Genomic DNA, 18,089 nt, shown 5'->3' on the forward strand with positions numbered 1-18,089 from the left:
CATCGCGGCGGACGATCACCTGCGGGTGGATCACCAGGTGGATGCCGCGGCCCTGCCGGGAGAGCTCGTTGGTGACCGAGTCGACCAGGAAGGGCGTGTCGTCGGTGACGACCTCGACCACGGAGTGGCTGCGCGCGGGCGGGTCTACAAGGGCGCGGACCGGAGAACAGCGACGCCCCCGGCCGAAACCGGGGGACGCGCCGGGCTGGAGCCGGGGGCCGGGGGTCTCGACGGGCAGCGTCCAGCTGTGGCTGGAGGGGATGGGGATAGGGCAGCGCCAGAGCAGCAGCGCCCGCCGCGCGGGCTTTTGGACCAGCGGCAGGCGGTCGTCCAAGGGGCGGTCAGCGTCTGTTCCGCTCTCGGTCGCGAGCGGGCGTGCGAGGTGCCCGGCCAGGATGGTTGGGTTCGGCCGTCGAGCCTCGCTCTCCCCGCGCGGTAACTCCCGCCGGCTCGACCTGCCCGACGCCCGACGCCCGACGCCTGACGACTGGTGGCCATGGCTGGCGGCCACCGGCGGGCGGGCTTGATCGGCCCGTGCGCCGCGCCCCGGACACGGCCCGTCCGCCGGACGACGGGCCGTGCGACCGCTGAGCGCGACGACTGTGTCACCGCCGCAACGGGCCCTCGCAGCGGAAGTCCGCGCTGCCGGCCTGGCCTGAGGGCCAGATCTCGGTGGGGCCGAAGGAGCAGTTCATGTCGGTGAAGTTGTTCGCGGCGGGATTGGTGCGATCGAGGATGAAGTGGTCGACGGTTTCGGACATGTCCTTGAAGACCTGGTCGGGGTTGCCCGAGTTGCCGAGATTGGCGGTGATCCGGCCGGTGCAGGTGAACCGGCCGGTGCCCTGGTCAGCCTCGTCCTTGCAGGCGGGCGTGTTGGCGGTGGCGGCGGCGAAGGCGCTTTGCACCTCGGCGGGGGTGGCGAACTTCAGGGAGCCGTTGGGGGTGAACTTCGTGTCCGGCACGAAGAGGTCGTCGACGATGGCGATCTGTGCGTCGAGGAAGGCGTCGTAGCGCTGCTGCAGACCTGCGTCGGACCCCATGCGGTCGCGCCAGGAGTCGAAGGCGGCCGGGTCGTCGGCGCGCAGATGCCGGTACATCTCCTGGAGTTGTGCCGGGCTGTCGCGCCACAGGAACTCGAAGAACGTCCCGGCGTAGGAGTAGAAGCGGAAGCCGTCGTGGTCGTACGTCGCGTGCAGGAACTCGTTGACGGTCATACGCGGTTTGCCGCCTGCCGTGTCCGCGATGATGTCGCGCACCAGTGACCGGCGGACGGCGATGCCGTTGTCGCGGGTCGAGCCGTCGAAGAACTCGGCGCTTCCCTCGTCCATGGCGGTGGTGCGGTCACCCTCGTACCAGGGGCCTTCGCCGAAGAAGCCGGGGACGGCGAATCGGCCGTTGAGGTAGTGGACGTACTCGTGGCGGAAGAGCTCTTCGAGGGTGAGGCTGGAGTCCTGGGGGACTCGCCGCTGATAGGTGTAGAAGGTCGCGCCCTGCTCGATGTAGACGCCGCCGTTGTTGGTGCCCATGCCGGTGAGCAGCGGGTGGTAGACCTCGTAGTCGGCGCGTGAGGCGTACAGGACGATGGTCAGCGTGGTGTTGGGATCGTCGGCGAGCGGTTCCTCGGTGCCGAGCACCCGGTGGAACTGGGCCCTGACCTGCTTGGACGCGTAGTAGAGCTGGTCGACGACGGCGCGGTCGAGGGCTGTGCGGACCTTGATGGAGCCGTTGTCGTAGGAGTAGGTGCGCGGGAAGATCCGCTTCTCGATGTCCTCCTTGCACACCCCGTACGGCTTGCAGGCGTCGAAGAAGCCCAGCCAGGTGGCGACCTTGGCCCAGGGTTCGCTGCCCTCGCCGAAGTTCGTCACGGTGGTGGGGAGGAGGGCTCCGAGGTCGGCGACGATGGCCGTCTTGAGGGAGGGGATCTCACCGAAGCGGCCGTACTCCCCGAGCGCGTCGCGTACGACCCACGCGTTGGGCGTGCCCTTGAGGTGGGTGTATCCGACGAAGGCCTTGAAGGCGGCGCGGTAGCCGGGGTCCGCGGCGACCGCGTACTGGAAGGCGGTGTCCTTGTTGCCGGGGTAGACACCGAGGTAGTTGACGGAGAGCGCGGCGAGGGCGGCGTTGCCCCATGCCTGGTCCTTGTGGGTGGCCGTGTGGGCCCCGTCCATGGTGGCCAGGACCCGCTGGATCAGATCGAGTTGATGCTGCCGCAGCCCGGGGGCACTGGCCGCGTACAGGGCTTCGCGCAGGGTGTCCGCGTTCGCCCGGGTGACGTCGAAGGTGCGGGCGGCGGAGCCGAAGGCGTCGACGGCGCGGCGTACGGCGTCGACGGTGGGGGCGTCGGTGGTGTCGATCTCGTCGTGCGAGAAGTCCTGGTAGGCCACTGCGTGCAAGTACGTGAACATCTCGTACAGGTGGCTGCTGTTCTTGCCGTCGTGGGCGGCGGCAAGGCTGGTGACGCGACGGGCCACGGCCTGGACGTGGGCGTCGGACATGACGGGGATGAGTCGGGCGTCCCATGCCCAGACGAGGTTGCGCAGGCAGTCGTCGGCCGTGACGGCCGGGTCGGCGAGGAAGTCCGCGAACTGCTCGGGGCTCAGGCCGGTGATGCCGTCGAGAGTGCAGGGCGCGACGGCGGGTCTCTGGCTGTGCGGCGCGGTGGAGGGCTTGGTCTGCGGGCCCGGTATGCGGCCTCTCTGCGTGACGGTGCGCGGCGCCGGTGCCGGGGCGGCGACTGACTTCGGTGTTTTGGCGAGGCGTTGGACCTGGTCGAAGGGGTTGGGGGCCGAGGGCCGGTGCCCGGACTGCTGCGACTGCGTCCGCTGTGCGGGGACGGCCGATGTGCGGGGCGTCGCCTGGGCCGTCTGGGCGGCCGGCAGGGCGAGGGTGGCGGCGAGAGTCGCGGCCAGCAGGATTCTGTGCGGCATACGCGGATGTGACACCTGAACCTCCGGGAGGGAGTGGGGGGTTGTGTGGGGGTGGGGCCATGGCCTTCACTCCACGAGGTGTGACCCGTAACATAGTAATGTGAAATTGCACTGACAAGGCTTCAGGTAATTTTCTTTCCCGGAGGTGTCGACATGACCTCGCGTGCCCCTCAACTCCACACCGGGAGCCATGACTTGCCGGTGTCGGACGCCCTCGCCGGCTTCATGGCCGGCCAGTGGGCCGCCACCCCGCTCCCCGCCGAGTCCCGCGTTCCGGGCTTCGACCGGTTCGCCGACCGCCGGGCCCGCCTCGCCGCATGCTTCCCCCGCGAACGACTGCTCGTCCCCGCAGGCGAGCTGACGGTCCGATCCCATGACTGCGATCACCGCTTCCGCCCGCACAGCGCCTACGCCTGGCTGACCGGGCTGACGGGCGAGGATCAGCCGGGGCATGTCCTGGTGCTGGAGCCGGACGGGGAGGCGGTGCTCTACCTACGGCCGCGGTCGCCGCGGGACGGCGGCGGCGAGTTCTACCGGGACCGCCGCTACGGCGAGTTCTGGGTCGGCCGCCGCCCCGATCTGGCCGAGGCCGGGCGGCTCACCGGTCTCCGCTGTGCGCACCTGGACGACCTCGTCCGCCACCGGACCGAACGAGACGCCTCCCTCGACGCAGAACTCGCCTGTGTACTCAGCGAGTTGCGGCTGGTGAAGGACGACTGGGAGGTGGCGCAGCTACAGCGGGCCGTCGATCACACCACCACCGGCTTCGAGGATGTCGTACGGTCCCTCCCCACCGCACTGCGCCACCCGCGCGGCGAACGCTGGATCGAAGGGGTCTTCCAGCTGCGCGCCCGCGCCGAGGGCAACGGCACCGGCTACGAGACCATCGCCGCCGCAGGCGCCCATGCCTGTGTGCTCCACTGGATCCGCAACGACGGCCCGCTCGATCCCCGCCAGTTGCTGCTGCTGGACGCGGGCGTGGAGACCGACGCGCTGTACACCGCCGACATCACCCGCACCCTGCCGTTGTCCGGGCGCTTCTCACCCATCCAGCGACGGGTGTACGACCTGGTGCTCGCCGCGCAGGACGCGGGCATCGCCGCCCTCAAGCCGGGGGCGAGCTTCCGCGACTTCCACCGGGCCTGTACGGCCGTCCTGGCCGAGGGGCTGTCCGACTGGGGCGTACTGCCCGTCCCGGCGGCGGAAGCGCTCGCCCCCGACAGCGGCCTGTACCGGCGTTACACCCTGTGCAGCTCGGGCCATATGCTCGGGCTCGACGTGCATGACTGCGCCCGGGCGCGCGCAGAGCAGTATCTGGACGGCGTCCTGACCGAGGGGCAGGTCCTCACGGTCGAACCGGGGCTCTATCTCCAGCCCGACGACGAGACGTTGCCACGGGAACTGCGCGGCATCGGTGTCCGTATCGAGGACGATCTGGTGATCACCGCGGACGGGGCCCGGCTGATGTCGTCGGCACTGCCGCGTACCGCCGACGGGGTGGAGGAATGGATGGAAGGACTCCTCGCCGGACGGGCCTGACCGGAGGCGGGTCAGCCCTGGCGGACGCCCGACGCGCGCTGTGGGCGCGGTACCAGCGGCTCTTCGCGCTCCTGGGCCCACAGCGAGCGCACATGGCCGAGGTGGCGGGCCATACAGGCTTCGGCCGCCTCGGCGTCGCCCGTCAGCATCACATCGAGCAGTTCCCCGTGCTCCTCGGCGGAGGGCAGCAGTTGGTTGCGCTCGTCGAGGCGGGTGAGGCCGTAGAGGCGGGAGCGTTTGCGCAGATCGCCGACCGTCTCGACGAGGCGGTCGTTGCCGCTGAGGCCGAGCAGTTCGAGGTGGAAGCGGCGGTCCGCCTCCAGATAGCCGATGAGGTCGTGCGCCCGGGCGGCCGCGACGATCTCCAGGGCGGCCGGCCGGAGGGCCTCCAGCTGTGCTGGTCCGGCGGTGCGGGTGACCTGGCCGACGACCGGGACCTCGATCAGGGCGCGGATCTCGGTGTACTGGTCGAGGTCGCGCTCGCTCACCTCGGTGATCCGGAAGCCCTTGTTACGGACCGGTTCGACCAGTCCCTCCCGGGCAAGGTCGAGCATCGCCTCGCGCACCGGGGTGGCGGAGACGCCGAAGTCCGCGGCGAGACCCGGGGCCGAGTAGACCGACCCCGGGCGGAGCTCCCCTGCGATCAGTGCCGCGCGCAGCTGATGGGCGACCTGATCGCGGAGCCGCTCCTGAGCGGTGATCAGGCTGCGGTGCTTGAGTTCACCCATCGTGGTCCTCCGAATTGACGCGGAGTGCCAGCGTACAATGTCACGTTGCGCAGACTCGCTGGTAGCGGTCAACGGCCGTCGCCGCGGCCGGTGGTCACAGCAGAAAACCCCCGGGAAACGGATCGGACGGGTCGAGGAAGTACTGCGCGGTGCCGGTCACCCAGGCCCGTCCGGTGACCGTGGGGACGACGGCCGGGTGCGAACCGACCGTGGTTTCCCTGACGAGGCGGCCGGTGAACTCGGTACCGATGAACGACTCGTTGACGAAGTCCTGGTGGAGGGGGAGGGCGCCGCGTGCATGCAGCTGCGCCATCCGCGCGGAGGTTCCCGTTCCGCACGGCGAGCGGTCGAACCAACCGGGGTGGATGGCCATCGCATGCCGGGAGCGGGTGGCGTCCGACCCCGGCGCGGCGAAGTAGACGTGCTTGAGGCCGCCGATCCGCTCGTCCTCGGGGTGGACCGGCCGGTCGGTGGCGTTCACGGCGTCCATGAGGGCGAGTCCGGCGGCGAGGATGTCGTTCTTACGGGTCCGGTCGAAGGGCAGTCCAACGCTGTCCAGCGGCAGGATCGCGTAGAAGTTGCCGCCGTAGGCGAGGTCGTAGCCGATCGTGCCGTAACCCGGGACGGTGACCTTGCGGTCGAGTCCGGCGCAGAAGGCGGGCACGTTGGTGAGGGTGACGGCCGTGGCGGCCCCGTCCCGCACGTGTACCGCGGCGGTCACCAGGCCGGCGGGGGTGTCGAGCCGTACCGTGGTCACGGGTTCCTGGACCTCCACCATGCCGGTCTCGACAAGGACGGTGGCCACGCCGATCGTCCCGTGCCCGCACATCGGGAGGTAGCCGGAGACCTCGATGAACAGCACGCCGTAGTCGGCGTCGGGGCGGGTCGGCGGCTGGAGGATCGCACCGCTCATGGCGGCGTGGCCGCGCGGCTCGTACATCAGGAGGGTACGGATGTCGTCACGGTGGTCCGCGAGGTGCAGTCGGCGCTCGGCCATGGTGGCGCCGGGCAGGGTGCCGACGCCGCCGGTGATGACACGGGTGGGCATGCCCTCGGTGTGGGAGTCGACGGCGTGGAAGACATGGCGGGTGCGCATGGCAGGCCCCTCTCAGTGGTGGCCGTCGGCGAGGAGCTTCTCGGTGGCGGAGCGGAGTGCGGCCGACTGCTCGGCGGTGAGCGGGGAGCGGGGTGGGCGGGTCGGCCCGCCGCGGTGTCCGGCGAGGTCCATGGAGAGCTTGATCGCCTGCACGAATTCGGGCTTGGAGTCCCAGCGCAGCAGCGGGTGCAGGGCGCGGTAGAGGGGTAGTGCGGTCTCGAGGTCGCCGGCGACCGCGGACCGGTAGAGGGTGCCGCACGCCTCGGGCAGTGCGTTCGGGTAGCCCGCGACCCAGCCGACGGCGCCGGCCAGGGCGAGTTCGAGGAGGACGTCGTCAGCGCCGATCAACAGGTCCAAGTCCGGGGCGACTTCGGCGATCTCGTAGGCCCTGCGAACATCGCCGCTGAACTCCTTGACGGCGACGATGCTGCCGTCGGCGTGCAGCTCGGCGAGAAGGCGCGGGGTGAGGTCGACCTTGGTGTCGAAGGGGTTGTTGTAGGCGACAACCGGCAGACCCGCCGCGGCCACCTCGGCGAAGTGGGCGCGGACCGCCGCCGGGTCGGCCCGGTAGCCGTTGGGCGGCAGCAGCAGTACGGAACCGGCGCCCGCCTCGGCGGCTTGCTCGGCCCAGCGGCGCGACGCCGCGCTGCCGTAGGCGGAGACGCCGGGCATCACCCTGTCGCCGTCACCCGCGGCTTCCACGGCGGTGCGGACGACCCGGGCCCGCTCGTCGTCCGTCAGCGTTTGATACTCGCCGAGGGAGCCGTTGGGGACGACGCCGTCGCAGCCGGCGGCGAGGAGCCGGGCGACCTGGGCGGCGTAGGCGTCGTAGTCGACGGTGAGCTCGTTGCGCACGGGGCGGAAGGGGAGGGTGGTGGCGACCATGATGCCGCGCCAGGGGCGGGTACGCGTGACCATGCGAAGTCTCCTTCTATGACGTGTGACATTTTATTGAGCGTTCTGGCAGCTTGCCAAGGTTGACGGGATCCGAACTAGCTTTGTTCGCGGGCGAGTTCCCCCAGGGTGACGGGACAGGCAAGCGGCCTGCGGTCGGCCGCGGGCCCTTCCTCCGCCGCCAGGCGGGCCACGGCGGGGGCGCACATTCGCCCCTGACACCAGCCCATTCCGGCCCGGGTGAGCAGTTTGACGGTGCGGGTGTCGCGGGCGCCGAGATCGGTGACCGCTTCCTGGATCCGCCCGGCCGTCACCTCCTCGCAGCGGCAGACGTCGGTGTCCTCGCGCAGCCATCCGGTCCAGCCGGGCCGCGGCGCATGGGTGGCGGCCATGGTCCGGGCGAACCTGCGCAGTCGGTCACGACGCCGCCGCAGCGTGCCGCCGGGGGTCTTGTCCGCGATGTCGTGGGCCGCCAACTCGCCCTCCAGGAAAGCGAGTTCCGCACCTCCAACGCCGCCCGTCTCACCGGCCGCCCAGATCCCGTCGATCGTGGTCCGCTGCCGCCCGTCGAGGGTCAGCGCACAGGTGCCGTCCGGGGTACGGCGGGTGGCGCAGCCCAGACCGGTGGCCAGCTCCAGTTGCGGTACGAGCCCGTGCCCGACGGCGAGCGCATCGCACGGGATCCGCAGTCCCGTTCCGGGCAGGGGCCGCCAGTCCCGGTCGAGCCGGGTCAGGGTGACGGCCTCTACCCGGTCGGTGCCATGCACGGCGGTGATCGCACTGCGGGAACGGATGCGTACGCCGTGGCGGAGCAGGGTGGCCGCGTGACCGGCTCCTTCGGCAAGCTTGCGGGGGTTGGTGGCCAGCGCGCGCGGGGCGCGGGCGTATCCGGCGTAGCCGCTCGCCTCGGCGACGACCGGCACCGTGGCACCGGCCGCCGCGAGCGATCCGGCAACGGCGAGCAGCAGCGGCCCGCTGCCCGCGACCACGATCCGCCGCCCCGGCAGTACCAGCCCCGCCTTGAGCATGGCCTGCGCGCCACCCGCTCCCACGACCCCGGGCAAGGTCCAGCCGGGGAAGGGCAGTTGACGCTCGTGGGCACCGGTGGCGAGAAGTACCGTCCGCGCGGTCACCTCGGCCCGTCCCTGCGCGCCGTCGGGCCCGGCGACCGTGTGCACGATCCAGTGCGCCGCGTTGCGGGTGACGGCCCAGACATGGTGTTCGGGGAAGTGCTGGACCCGCCCGGCGCTGATCTGCTCGTCCAGCCGGGCGGCGCGCCGCGCGAACGCGCCCCAGGAGTGGTGCAGGGCTTCGGGGCGGGCCGCGCCCAGTCCGGGGGCGGGCTGCCGGTAGAACTGTCCGCCGGGCCGGGCGGCCGCATCCACCAGCGCCACGCGCAACCCGAAGCCGGACGCGGTGACGGCGGCGGCGAGCCCGGCCGGCCCCGCGCCGATCACGGCGAGGTCATGGGTGTCAGACGGCGAGATCGGCACGCCCGTGTCCCTCCTGGGTGGTGATCGCGTCCCCGGGCCGGGCCGGCACCAGGCAGGCCCGCTGATTGGGTTGGCCGTTGACGGTGGCCAGACAGTCGAAGCAGGAGCCGATGCCGCAAAAGGCTCCGCGGGGCCGCCCGTCGCGCCGCGTGGTCCGCCAGGAGAGCACACCGGCCGCCCAGAGCGCGGCGGCGATGCTCTGGCCGGGCAGCGCGAGCAGCGGCCGCCCGTCGAGACGGATCTCGAACGCCGGTCCCGGTGTGGACCGTACGAGGTCGGCGGGGGTGCGGCGAAAGGTCATCGTGGGCTCCTCCCTGTGGTGGCGTGGCGGTGGTGAGTGTGGGACGGCACCAACGGCGGTTGGCTGCCGGGGGCCCGGCGCCGGCCGGCCCGGCCGCCGCCTGTCCTCTCCGGCCCGGCCCCGCTCATCCCTTCCCCGCCCCGTCGACGAAGCGATCCGGGCGGAACGGGCGCGCATCCAGTGGGCCGGGCGTCCCCGTCAGCGCGGCCGTGATCAGCCGGCCAGTGGCGGGGGCGAGGCCGATGCCCGCACCCTCGTGGCCGCAGGCGTGCAGCAGGCCCGGGAGGCGTGGGTCGGGGCCGATTGCCGGGAGGTGGTCGGGGAGGTAGGGGCGGAACCCTTGGTAGGTACGCATGACCCGGACGCGGGCCAGTACGGGGAACAGGGCCGCGGCCTGGGCCGCGAGCCGGCGGAGCACCTCGACCGAGAGCGTACGGTCGAAGCCGACGCGTTCACGGCTGGCACCGATCAGAACCGGGCCCGCAGCCGTGCCCTCGACGACCGCGGAGGTCTGCAGCGCGGCCGATCCGCTGGCCACATCGGCGACATAGTCCGCGGCATAGACCTTGCGGCGTACGACACGCGGCAGCGGCTCGGTGACCAGCACATATCCCCGGCGGGGCAGGACGGGGACATTCACCCCCGCGAGCGAGGCCAGCCGGCCTGCCCAGGTGCCGGTGGCGTTCACGACCGCGGGGGCCAGGAGATCGCCCCGCGGGGTGCGGACGCCTCGTACGGCTCCGCCGGGCCCCCGCAGCACGGCCGTGACCTCCGCGCCCAGGTGCAGCCGGGCTCCGGAGGCGCGCAGCAAATGGGCGGCTGCCAAGGCGGGTTGGACCTGCGCATCCTGGGGGTAGAGGACGCCTCCGGCGAGGCCAGGGGCCAGATGGGGCTCGGCGTCGCGCAATCGGTCGGCGGAGAGGCAGGTGCTCTGGACGCCCGCCCTGCCCTGCGCCGTGCGGAACGCGCGCAGGGACGTCATACCCGGCTCGTCGGAGGCGACGACCAGCCCGCCCTTCGTCTCGTACTCGATCTCCGGCGGGAGTTCGGCGGCAAGTTCGCGCCACAGCCGGGTGGAGAGCAGCGCGAGATCGAGTTCGGGGCCCGGTTCCTTGTCGGAGACGAGCAGATTCCCCTCACCGGCGCCGGTGGTGCCGCCCGCGACGGGTCCGCGGTCGACGACGGCGACGGAGAGGCCGGACCGGCCGGCGTAGTAGGCGCAGGCGGCGCCGACCACTCCGGCCCCGACGATGACGACATCCGGAGCATCCAGGGGCTGTCTGTGTCTCATGGGCACGTCAGTAATATGTCACACAACACTGGCTCCGGAAAGGGTACTTGGTGCTCTTCGTCGAGGGCGAGCGGCCGGGAGCCGGTGTCAGTCGTCGAGAAGGGTGAACTCGACACGAGGGACGCCGTACGGGTCCTGCGCGACGCCGCGTACCCGCCTGCCTTTCGTCCTCTTGCAGGGCGGGGAAGTTCGCGTCAGTGTGTGGGCGGGCGCTGCGGTGGGTCCTGGGCGCCCTTGTCTCACGTCGGGAGAGAGTGTGACTCCGTTCGCCTTACCCCATGGCCTGCACGGGTCGGGACCGCACAAGGTCATCGCCGTGCACGGATGGTTCGCCGACAGGACCGCCTTCGACGCCCTGCTGCCGGACCTCGACCGGGGCGCGTTCCAGTACGCGCTGGTCGATCTGCGCGGCTACGGCGAGGCGAAGGGCGCGGCCGGCGCGTACACCACGCAGGAGGCGGCTGCCGACGTGCTGGCGCTCGCCGACGGGCTCGGCTGGGACCGGTTCTCCCTGATCGGGCATTCGATGGGCGGCAGTGTCATCCAGCGCGTAGTGGCCGCGGCGCCGCACCGCGTGCGCCGGCTCGCCGGCATCTCACCTGTCCCCGCCTCCGGGCTGCCCATGCCTCCTGAGCAGTGGGAACTGTTCACCTCCGCGGAGCACAACCCGGACAGCCGTCGGGCCATCCTCGACATCACCACCGGCGGACGCCGCCCTGCGGCATGGCTGGACCGGATGGTGCGGCGGTCACTGGCGTGCAGCGACCCGAACGCGTTCCGGGCTTGGCTGGACTCCTGGGCGGGGGAGGGGTTCCACACCGAGATCGAGGGCTCGGCGGTGCCGGCGCTGGTGGTGGCCGGCGCGCTGGACCCGGCCCTGAGCGCCGACCTGGCCCGGCAGACGTGGATGCAATGGCACGCCGCCGCCGAACTCGTCGAACTGGCCTCGGCGGGGCACTACTCCATGGACGAGACGCCGCTGGAACTGATCCGGACGGTGGAGGACTTCCTGCGCGAGGACGACGCGGGGCGGGCCGACGAAGGTAACGGACAGGCCGAGGGCGCAGGGCGGGGCGGAGGCGAAGGGCAGGGAGCGTCCGGGTGACGGCGCAGACGGCGGGCGCGGCGGCCTCCGCGGACCCGGAGGTGCCAAATGTCTTCGATCCCCGTGGCTACGTGCACGGGCTGCCGCACACCGCGTACCGGCTGTTGCGCGATCGGCACCCGGTGGCCTGGCAGGAGGAGCACGAAGTACTCGACTGGCCCGCGGGGCCCGGCTTCTGGGCCGTCACCCGGCACGACGACGTCGTACGCGTCCTCAAGGACGCCCGCACGTTCTCCTCCCACCTGGGCGCAACCCAGATCCGCGACCCCGACCCCGCCGACCTGCCCTTCATCCGGCGCATGATGCTCAATCAGGACCCCCCGGACCACGGTCGGCTGCGGCGCCTGGTCAGCCGCGCCTTCACCCCGCGCCGGATCGAGTGCTTCACGACCGCCGTACGGGAACGAGCCCGCGGCCTGCTGGCGGCGGCAGCCGACACGGCACGCTCCGGTGACGGCGTCGTCGACATCGTCGGCGCCGTCACCGACGAATTCGCCCTGCTCAACCTCGCCGACCTGCTCGGCGTCCCAGCCACCGACCGTGGACTGCTTCTGGACTGGACACACCGCGTCATCGGCTACCAGGACCCGGACGAGGCGGGAACGCCGCCGCACGCCTCCGCTACGCAACTGCCGCCGCAGACGCCACCCACCCCGCCCGTCAATCCACGCTCCCCGGCCATGCTGCGCGACATGTTCGGCTACGCGCGGGACCTGGCCGCCCACAAGCGGCGGCACCCCGGCGACGACATCCTGACCGTACTCGCCCTGGACGAGGAGCTACCCACCCCCGAACTGGAGATGTTCTTCTTCCTTCTGACCATCGCGGGCAACGACACGGTGCGCAGTGCCGCCCCGGGCGGTCTGCTGGCGCTGGCCGAGCACCCCGAGGCGTACCGCGGCCTGCGCGCCGGAGTGACACAGGGCGCCACCTGTGTGGAGGAACTGCTGCGCTGGCATCCGCCGGTGCTCAGCTTCCGCCGGACCGCGGCGTCCGACACCGAGCTGGCCGGCCGCCGCATACGCGCCGGGGACAAGGTCGTCGTCTTCCACGGCTCGGCCAACTACGACGAACGAGCATTCGCCACCCCGCACCGCCTCGACCTGACCCGCACCCCGAACCCTCATGTCTCCTTCGGCGACGGCCCGCACACCTGCCTGGGCGCGCACTTCGCCCGGCTGCAACTGCGGGTGCTCTACGAGGAGACATGCCACCTGCTGCCCACCCTGGCGGTTGCCGCCCCACCCCAGCGGCTTGTGTCGAACTTCATCAACGGCCTGAAGTCGCTGCCGCTACGGCTGTCCGACTGACGTGTCGGCGGCGCCAACAGCCCTCCGACAGCTGTCAGGCTGCGTCGTCCACCGGCGGCTGGGGGAGGCGTAAGGGCCGGTGCCCAGTCGTGCCGCTGGAGGGGTACGGGCACGGTGGAAGGCTTCACCGCAAGGAGGAGCGTCGGCGCACTCCTGCGACGGTTCCTGTCCCGAGGGCGAGTGCGAGCAGCGTGAGCCCCATGACGATGACGGGATTCACCCAACCCGGCACCAGCTCGGTCCCCACGCCGTCCGATGTGACGCACTGCGCACTGACCGGCAGCGTCTCCCGCGTCACGATGTGATCGCCCCGTACGCCCCGCGCCGCACACATCTGGTCCGGGTCCAGGATGTAGAACCCCGACATCACACCCCACGCGTATGCGCCGAACGCCGCCGCACCGGCCATGACCGCGACAAGCGCGCACGTCGTGAGGCTCGGCAGGTGCGACCCGCTGCCCGGAACCCTCTTGTAGGCCCGCCGGGCGAGCGCCACGGCGGCGACCACGAACACCCAGGGCGCGAAGAACGGAGCAAGGGTCAGGGCCAGGAAAAGAAGGCTTGCCATGCCTGCAAGACATCGCAGGGGCGAAGTCGGTTCCTCCGCCCGGGTCCCTCCTGATCCGAACGCCTCGTCGTCGGGCAGTGGCCGGAGCCCTCTCCTGCTACGCCAACGCCATCAAAGAAATCTTTGATGAGAGCTATGTCCATTGTGGTGAGACCAAAGCCTTGTTAGTTTCCCGCCCATGTCGAACGAACAGGCCGACTTCCGTGCCGGCGTCGGTTCCCGGCTGCGCCGCCGCAGACGCGCCCTGCATCTGACGCTCAAGGACCTCGCCGACCAGTCCGGCCTCACCGAGGGGTACCTCTCCCAGGTCGAGCGCGACCAGGTCAATGCGAGTGTGCGCACCCTTCAGCGGGTGTGCGACGTACTCAAACTGACCGTTGGCGACCTCTTCGCCCAGGGGGGATCAGCGGCCGGCCCGGTGCTGCGGTTCCGCGACGCCCACGGCATGTCGTTCGGTGAGGGCGCCACGAAGATCAAGCTCACCCCCGGGGCCTTCGACCACCTGGAGGTGCTCCTCGGCCACTTCACCCCGGGCGGCTCCACCGGCGTGGAGCCCTACACCCACGGCAGCTCCGAAGAATTGCTGCTGGTCCTTTGCGGCGAGGTGGAGGTGTGGGTCGGCGAGGAGCGCCACCGGCTCTCCGCCCTGGACTCGATCCACTACCTCAGCAGCCAACCCCACCGAGTCGTCGAGAGCACGGGCACAGAAGAAGCCCGAGTCCTATGGGCGATGGCACCCCCTACTTACTGAAGCCCGCCGCACCGCAACACCACTCGTCGCCCATCGTTGGAGACACTCATGACTGCGTATCGAAACGGCGAGATTTCGCATTGGATGGCGGCCTCCCGTGCCGCGGACGGGCCGGCCGACCCGGAGGGGCGCCGAGCGGCGGACCTGCCCGAGGGGGAACAGGATCTCGTCATCGTCGGTGGCGGCCTGACCGGACTCTGGGCCGCCTATCACGCCGCCCTGGACCGCCCCGCAGCGAAGATCACTGTCCTGGAGGCCGAGGAGGTCGGCTACGGCGCCTCCGGGCGCAATGGTGGCTGGTTGTCGCCGCTCATCCCCGGCAACCGGGCCGTGTACGCCGAGGCTGCCCGCAAGCGAGGGCAGGACGGTGCCGCCGCCGTCGCGTCCTTCCAGCGGGAGATGGAGGGAGCCATCGACGACACCCTCCGCGTCCTTGAGGAGGAAGGGATCCAGGCGGATCAGCACCGGGGTGGGCACCTGCGCGTGGCCACCACCCCGGCCGCGATGAAACGCCTCGAACTGACCCACGCCGCGGACCTCGCCAACGGATACCGCGCGGAGGATCTCGAACTCCTTGATGCCGAAGCCGTGACGAAACGGATCGCGATCCGACCGGCGCTGGGTGGCCTGCTCACCCGCTCCACGGTGCGAATCGACCCCGCCAAGCTCATCCATGGCCTCGCGGCGGTCGTGGAAGCCAAGGGCGTACGCATCCTCGAAGGAACACGCGCGACGCACATTGCGCCCGGTGCCGTGACCACCGAGCGCGGATCCGTGCGTGCGACGACCGTCCTGTCCTGCCTGGAGGCCTACTCCGGACAGATCGACAGCGACGCACGCGGCCTCGGCAAACGCGACATCATCCCCGTCAACTCCTCGATGATCGTCACCAACCGGCTCCCCGAGCGCGTCTGGGAACGGATCGGCTGGCAGGGCCGGGAGTGTCTGGGCGACGCCGCGCACACTTTCGTCTACGCACAGCGCACCGCCGACGACCGCATCGCCATCGGCGGCCGCGGTACGCCCTACGCCTTCAACTCCGGTACCCCGGGCCAGGGCAGTGTGGACGCCCGCACTGTACGCACCCTGAGCGACCGGCTCCAACTGTTCTTCCCCGGCGTGCAGTTCACCATCGAGCACGCCTGGCGGGGCGCCATCGGCGTGACCCGCGACTGGTGCGCCGGGATCACCTTCGACCCCGCCACCAGGATCGGCGTCGTGCGTGGCTTCGCCGGACACGGCGTGACCGCAACCCACCTCGCGGCGCGGACCCTCCTGGATCGGGCAGCCGGACGCGACAGCGCGCTGACCCAGCTGCCGTGGAACGACCACGACTCCGGACGCTGGGAGCCCGAACCCCTCCGCTGGCTCGGCGTCCACGCCATGTACCGGCTCTTCGGCGTCGCCGACCGGTGGGAGGAGAGCCGGCACTCCCAGAACACCTCCCTCATCGCCCGTTTCGGCTCACGACTGGCAGGACTCAGCGAATGAGAGAGACACGAGAGACACGAGAGACACCGCACCGGACCACCCAGGAAGTTGGTGGGGAGACCGGCAAGACACCGGCTGAGGTGTCCGGGCATTCCCGCCGACGCGGCCTGTGGAGCATGGCCTTCACCGAACTGTGGGAGCGCTACTCCTTCTACGGCCTCCAGGGAATCCTCTCCTTCTATCTGCTCTACGCGCTGTCCGACGGCGGTCTTGCCCTGGACCCTGCCGCCGCGGCAGGGATCGTCGGAGCCTACGGCGGCGCCGTCTACCTGTCCCAGATCCTCGGCGCTTGGCTGGGTGACCGGCTCGTCAGCCCACAGAACATGGTGCTGTACGGCGCCGTCGTCATCACGGGCGGACATGTGGTGCTCGCCTTCGCGCCCGGCCTGGCCGGGCTGGGCGTCGGACTGACGTGCATCGTCCTCGGCACCGGCGCGCTGAAGACGAACATCACCTCGATCTTCGGCTTCGTCCTGGACCAGAACCAGGACGAGCGCTACCGCGATGCCAGCTTCTCCTACTTCTACATGGCCATCAACATCGGCGCGGTGGTCGGACCGCTCACCACCGGCCTCGCCCAGAACGAACTCGGTTTCCACTACGGATTCGGGCTGGCGGCGATCGGTATGGGCGCAGCGCTCGTCCAATACGTCGCCTCGATGAAGAAGCTCCCCGAGCGAGCCCGGACCATCAACAACCCCCTCCCCGCCAACCGCCGTCCGTTGGTTGCCCTGGCAGCCCTCGCGTGCGTCGCCGCCCTCGGTATTGCCGTTGCCACCGGGCTGCTCCAGGCGGACAACCTGTCCACCGTGGTGACCGTCGCCGCACTGGTGGCCGCTGCCGTCTACTTCCTCACCATGACCACGTCGTCGGCAGTCAGCCGCGACGAACGCCGACGCATCCTCGGCTACCTCCCCCTCTTCCTGGCGTCCGGGGTGTACTTCGGCTTCCTGTTCCAGAAGTTCACCGCGATCTCGATCCTCATCACCGAACGCATCGACCTGCAGATCGGCGGCTGGACGTTCCCGGTCGCCTGGATCACGACCGTCAGTCCACTGGCGGCCGTCCTCATCACCCCGCTGATCGCCAAGATGTGGAACACCCTGGGGGAGCGCCAGCCCGGGACCGTGGCGAAGGTCGCCATCGGACTCACCCAGATAGGCTGCGCCTACCTGTTCCTGCTCATCATTTCCGAGGCCACGGGCACGGCGGACATCCCGCTGGTCCTCATCCTCTTGTTCATGATGGCGGCCGGCTCCTCGGAAGTTTTCGTCGGGCCGATCGGGCTTTCCCTGGCCACGCGGATCGGCCCGGCGAAGTTCCGCTCGCAGATGGTCGGCCTGAACTTCCTTACACTCGCCCTCGGTTCGTCCCTGGCCGGCCTGCTCGGGCAGCTGTTCACCGGGATCGACAATGCCTCCTACTTCACCCTCACCGCGGTGTGCGGCATCGGCATCGGCCTGACCCTGTTCGCTGTGCGCGGGCCGGTGGGGCGACTGCTGGAGGCGGGGTTGGAGCGCTGACCGGGTGGTTTCCCGGTCCCGGGCCCGGCCCCGCCGTCACACTCGCCTCACTCCTGCTCTGGGCAAGATCCGTTGGAACCCTGGGGGGCCGCCGCCGTCGGGCCGCGACGGCGGCAGCCCTCCCCGCGGGTTCAGCCCTTGCGGGGGTAGAAACCGCCGCCGGCGTCACCGTGGGCCGTGCAGTCCATGTCGCGGTAGCGGTCGACGAAGGTGCCGGTGAGGCCGGTGAACGCGTCGTACGCCTGGTCCAGGGGCAGGTCGTTACTCACCCTGAACCGCAGCTGCACATGGACGGACTCGCGGGGCTTCAGCGTCTTCGGGCCGGGGATGGTGCCGTGGGCGTCTCCATTGGCCTGGCGCAGCGTCTTCCAGGCGCGCTGCGAGGTGTCCCAATACTGCAGATCGCCGTACGGGCTCAGATCGCGCTCGCCCTCGTTGTAGACATAACTGCCCAGCTTGGCGTCGAGTTCGAACGACTGCAGCTCCTTCGCCGAGGCGTTGGTGAGCGTGGCGGTGTAGGCCGTCCAGTGAGCGCCGAGAGTGATCGACTTGGGTATGCCGAACGAGCGGCCCACTAAGACGTTGTTTCACTTGGTGAGTCGGCGGTAGCCGATGAGGGTTGCGGCTATGCCGACGAAGGCGAGGAAGTGCTCGGGTTTGCGTTCGTAGCGCCGGTGGAGGCGTCGGCAGCCGGCCAGCCAGGACACTGTTCTCTCGACCACCCAGCGGTGGCGGCCGAGCCGTTGTGAGGGCTCGACACCTTTGCGGGCGATGCGATGGGTGATGCCACGCTCATGGAGCCATCGCCGCAGGTGGTCGTAGTCGTAGCCCTTGTCGGCGTGCAGCTTGGCAGGGCGCCTGCGACGGGGACCGCGCCGGGAGCGGATGGGCGGGATGCCTCGCACGAGCGGCGCCAGGCCAAGACTGTCGTGCATGTTGGCGCCGGAGATCCCCAGCGACAGCGGCAGTCCGTTCCGGTCGGTGACCAGGTGAATCTTCGACCCCAACTTGCCACGGTCGGTCGGATTCGGTCCTGTCAAAAGCCCCCTTTTGCCGCCCGGACACTGACGGA

Annotated in this window: 15 protein-coding genes and 2 pseudogenes; 6 read left to right on the plus strand and 11 right to left on the minus strand. The window is 70.6% G+C overall.

Features of this window, described 5'->3' with window-relative positions; all coding sequences use genetic code 11:
* A pseudogene (locus ACH4FH_RS38175) lies at positions 1-130 on the minus strand (hypothetical protein); the annotation flags it as partial.
* Positions 131-605: 475 nt separating this feature from the next.
* Positions 606-2,927 carry a collagenase gene (locus tag ACH4FH_RS38180; protein ID WP_398560582.1) on the minus strand — a complete coding sequence of 774 codons (2,322 nt, stop codon included), beginning with the start codon at positions 2,925-2,927 and terminating at the stop codon, positions 606-608.
* A 153-nt stretch (positions 2,928-3,080) separates the two neighbouring features.
* Here ACH4FH_RS38180 and ACH4FH_RS38185 point away from each other — a divergent pair, with 153 nt between their 5' ends.
* On the plus strand, positions 3,081-4,466 hold the full coding sequence (locus ACH4FH_RS38185; RefSeq protein WP_398560583.1) for an aminopeptidase P family protein: 1,386 nt from the start codon (positions 3,081-3,083) through the stop codon (positions 4,464-4,466).
* Between the two features lie 11 nt (positions 4,467-4,477).
* On the opposite strand, the gene ACH4FH_RS38190 is transcribed toward ACH4FH_RS38185, so the two are convergent.
* The 6 genes from ACH4FH_RS38190 to ACH4FH_RS38215 form a co-directional block, all read right to left on the minus strand.
* Positions 4,478-5,194 (minus strand): GntR family transcriptional regulator, encoded by a 717-nt coding sequence (locus tag ACH4FH_RS38190; protein ID WP_398560584.1) that lies wholly within the window; start codon positions 5,192-5,194, stop codon positions 4,478-4,480.
* A gap of 94 nt (positions 5,195-5,288) precedes the next feature.
* Complete coding sequence (locus ACH4FH_RS38195; protein ID WP_398560585.1) at positions 5,289-6,290, minus strand: proline racemase family protein; 1,002 nt, start codon at positions 6,288-6,290, stop codon at positions 5,289-5,291.
* A 12-nt stretch (positions 6,291-6,302) separates the two neighbouring features.
* The gene (locus ACH4FH_RS38200) at positions 6,303-7,208 is read right to left on the minus strand and encodes a dihydrodipicolinate synthase family protein (RefSeq protein WP_398560586.1); all 906 of its coding nucleotides are present in this window, start codon (positions 7,206-7,208) and stop codon (positions 6,303-6,305) included.
* Positions 7,209-7,282: 74 nt separating this feature from the next.
* Positions 7,283-8,677: an NAD(P)/FAD-dependent oxidoreductase gene (locus tag ACH4FH_RS38205; RefSeq protein ID WP_398560587.1), complete on the minus strand. Its 1,395-nt coding sequence runs from the start codon at positions 8,675-8,677 to the stop codon at positions 7,283-7,285.
* Positions 8,658-8,978 (minus strand): (2Fe-2S)-binding protein, encoded by a 321-nt coding sequence (locus ACH4FH_RS38210; RefSeq protein ID WP_398560588.1) that lies wholly within the window; start codon positions 8,976-8,978, stop codon positions 8,658-8,660. Before ACH4FH_RS38210 ends, ACH4FH_RS38205 begins: the two co-directional genes overlap by 20 nt.
* A 124-nt stretch (positions 8,979-9,102) precedes the next feature.
* A complete protein-coding gene (locus ACH4FH_RS38215; RefSeq protein WP_398560589.1) occupies positions 9,103-10,269 on the minus strand; it encodes an NAD(P)/FAD-dependent oxidoreductase in 1,167 nt (388 codons plus the stop codon).
* Between the two features lie 256 nt (positions 10,270-10,525).
* Between ACH4FH_RS38215 and ACH4FH_RS38220 the strand changes: the two genes are divergently transcribed.
* Positions 10,526-11,374 carry an alpha/beta fold hydrolase gene (locus ACH4FH_RS38220; protein WP_398560590.1) on the plus strand — a complete coding sequence of 283 codons (849 nt, stop codon included), beginning with the start codon at positions 10,526-10,528 and terminating at the stop codon, positions 11,372-11,374.
* Positions 11,371-12,684, plus strand: a complete 1,314-nt coding sequence (locus ACH4FH_RS38225; protein ID WP_398560591.1) for a cytochrome P450 — start codon at positions 11,371-11,373, stop codon at positions 12,682-12,684. The genes ACH4FH_RS38220 and ACH4FH_RS38225 overlap by 4 nt, the downstream gene beginning before the upstream one ends.
* Before the next feature lie 124 nt (positions 12,685-12,808).
* Here ACH4FH_RS38225 and ACH4FH_RS38230 read toward each other — a convergent pair whose 3' ends face one another.
* On the minus strand, positions 12,809-13,252 hold the full coding sequence (locus ACH4FH_RS38230) for a hypothetical protein (RefSeq protein ID WP_398560592.1): 444 nt from the start codon (positions 13,250-13,252) through the stop codon (positions 12,809-12,811).
* A gap of 178 nt (positions 13,253-13,430) precedes the next feature.
* Here ACH4FH_RS38230 and ACH4FH_RS38235 point away from each other — a divergent pair, with 178 nt between their 5' ends.
* The 3 genes from ACH4FH_RS38235 to ACH4FH_RS38245 are packed head-to-tail and all read left to right on the plus strand — an operon-like array spanning position 13,431 to position 17,017.
* Positions 13,431-14,003 (plus strand): XRE family transcriptional regulator, encoded by a 573-nt coding sequence (locus ACH4FH_RS38235; protein ID WP_398560593.1) that lies wholly within the window; start codon positions 13,431-13,433, stop codon positions 14,001-14,003.
* A gap of 48 nt (positions 14,004-14,051) precedes the next feature.
* Positions 14,052-15,494, plus strand: a complete 1,443-nt coding sequence (locus ACH4FH_RS38240) for an NAD(P)/FAD-dependent oxidoreductase (protein ID WP_398560594.1) — start codon at positions 14,052-14,054, stop codon at positions 15,492-15,494.
* Positions 15,491-17,017: a peptide MFS transporter gene (locus ACH4FH_RS38245; protein ID WP_398560595.1), complete on the plus strand. Its 1,527-nt coding sequence runs from the start codon at positions 15,491-15,493 to the stop codon at positions 17,015-17,017. Before ACH4FH_RS38240 ends, ACH4FH_RS38245 begins: the two co-directional genes overlap by 4 nt.
* A gap of 131 nt (positions 17,018-17,148) precedes the next feature.
* On the opposite strand, the gene ACH4FH_RS38250 is transcribed toward ACH4FH_RS38245, so the two are convergent.
* Both ACH4FH_RS38250 and ACH4FH_RS38255 read right to left on the minus strand, forming a co-directional pair.
* Entirely contained in the window at positions 17,149-17,592 is a 444-nt protein-coding gene (locus ACH4FH_RS38250) for a hypothetical protein (protein ID WP_398560596.1), read from the minus strand.
* Between the two features lie 12 nt (positions 17,593-17,604).
* Positions 17,605-18,089, minus strand: a pseudogene (locus tag ACH4FH_RS38255) (IS5 family transposase); the annotation flags it as partial.

The organism is Streptomyces sp. NPDC017993, from assembly GCF_044328065.1.
Classification (GTDB): domain Bacteria; phylum Actinomycetota; class Actinomycetes; order Streptomycetales; family Streptomycetaceae; genus Streptomyces.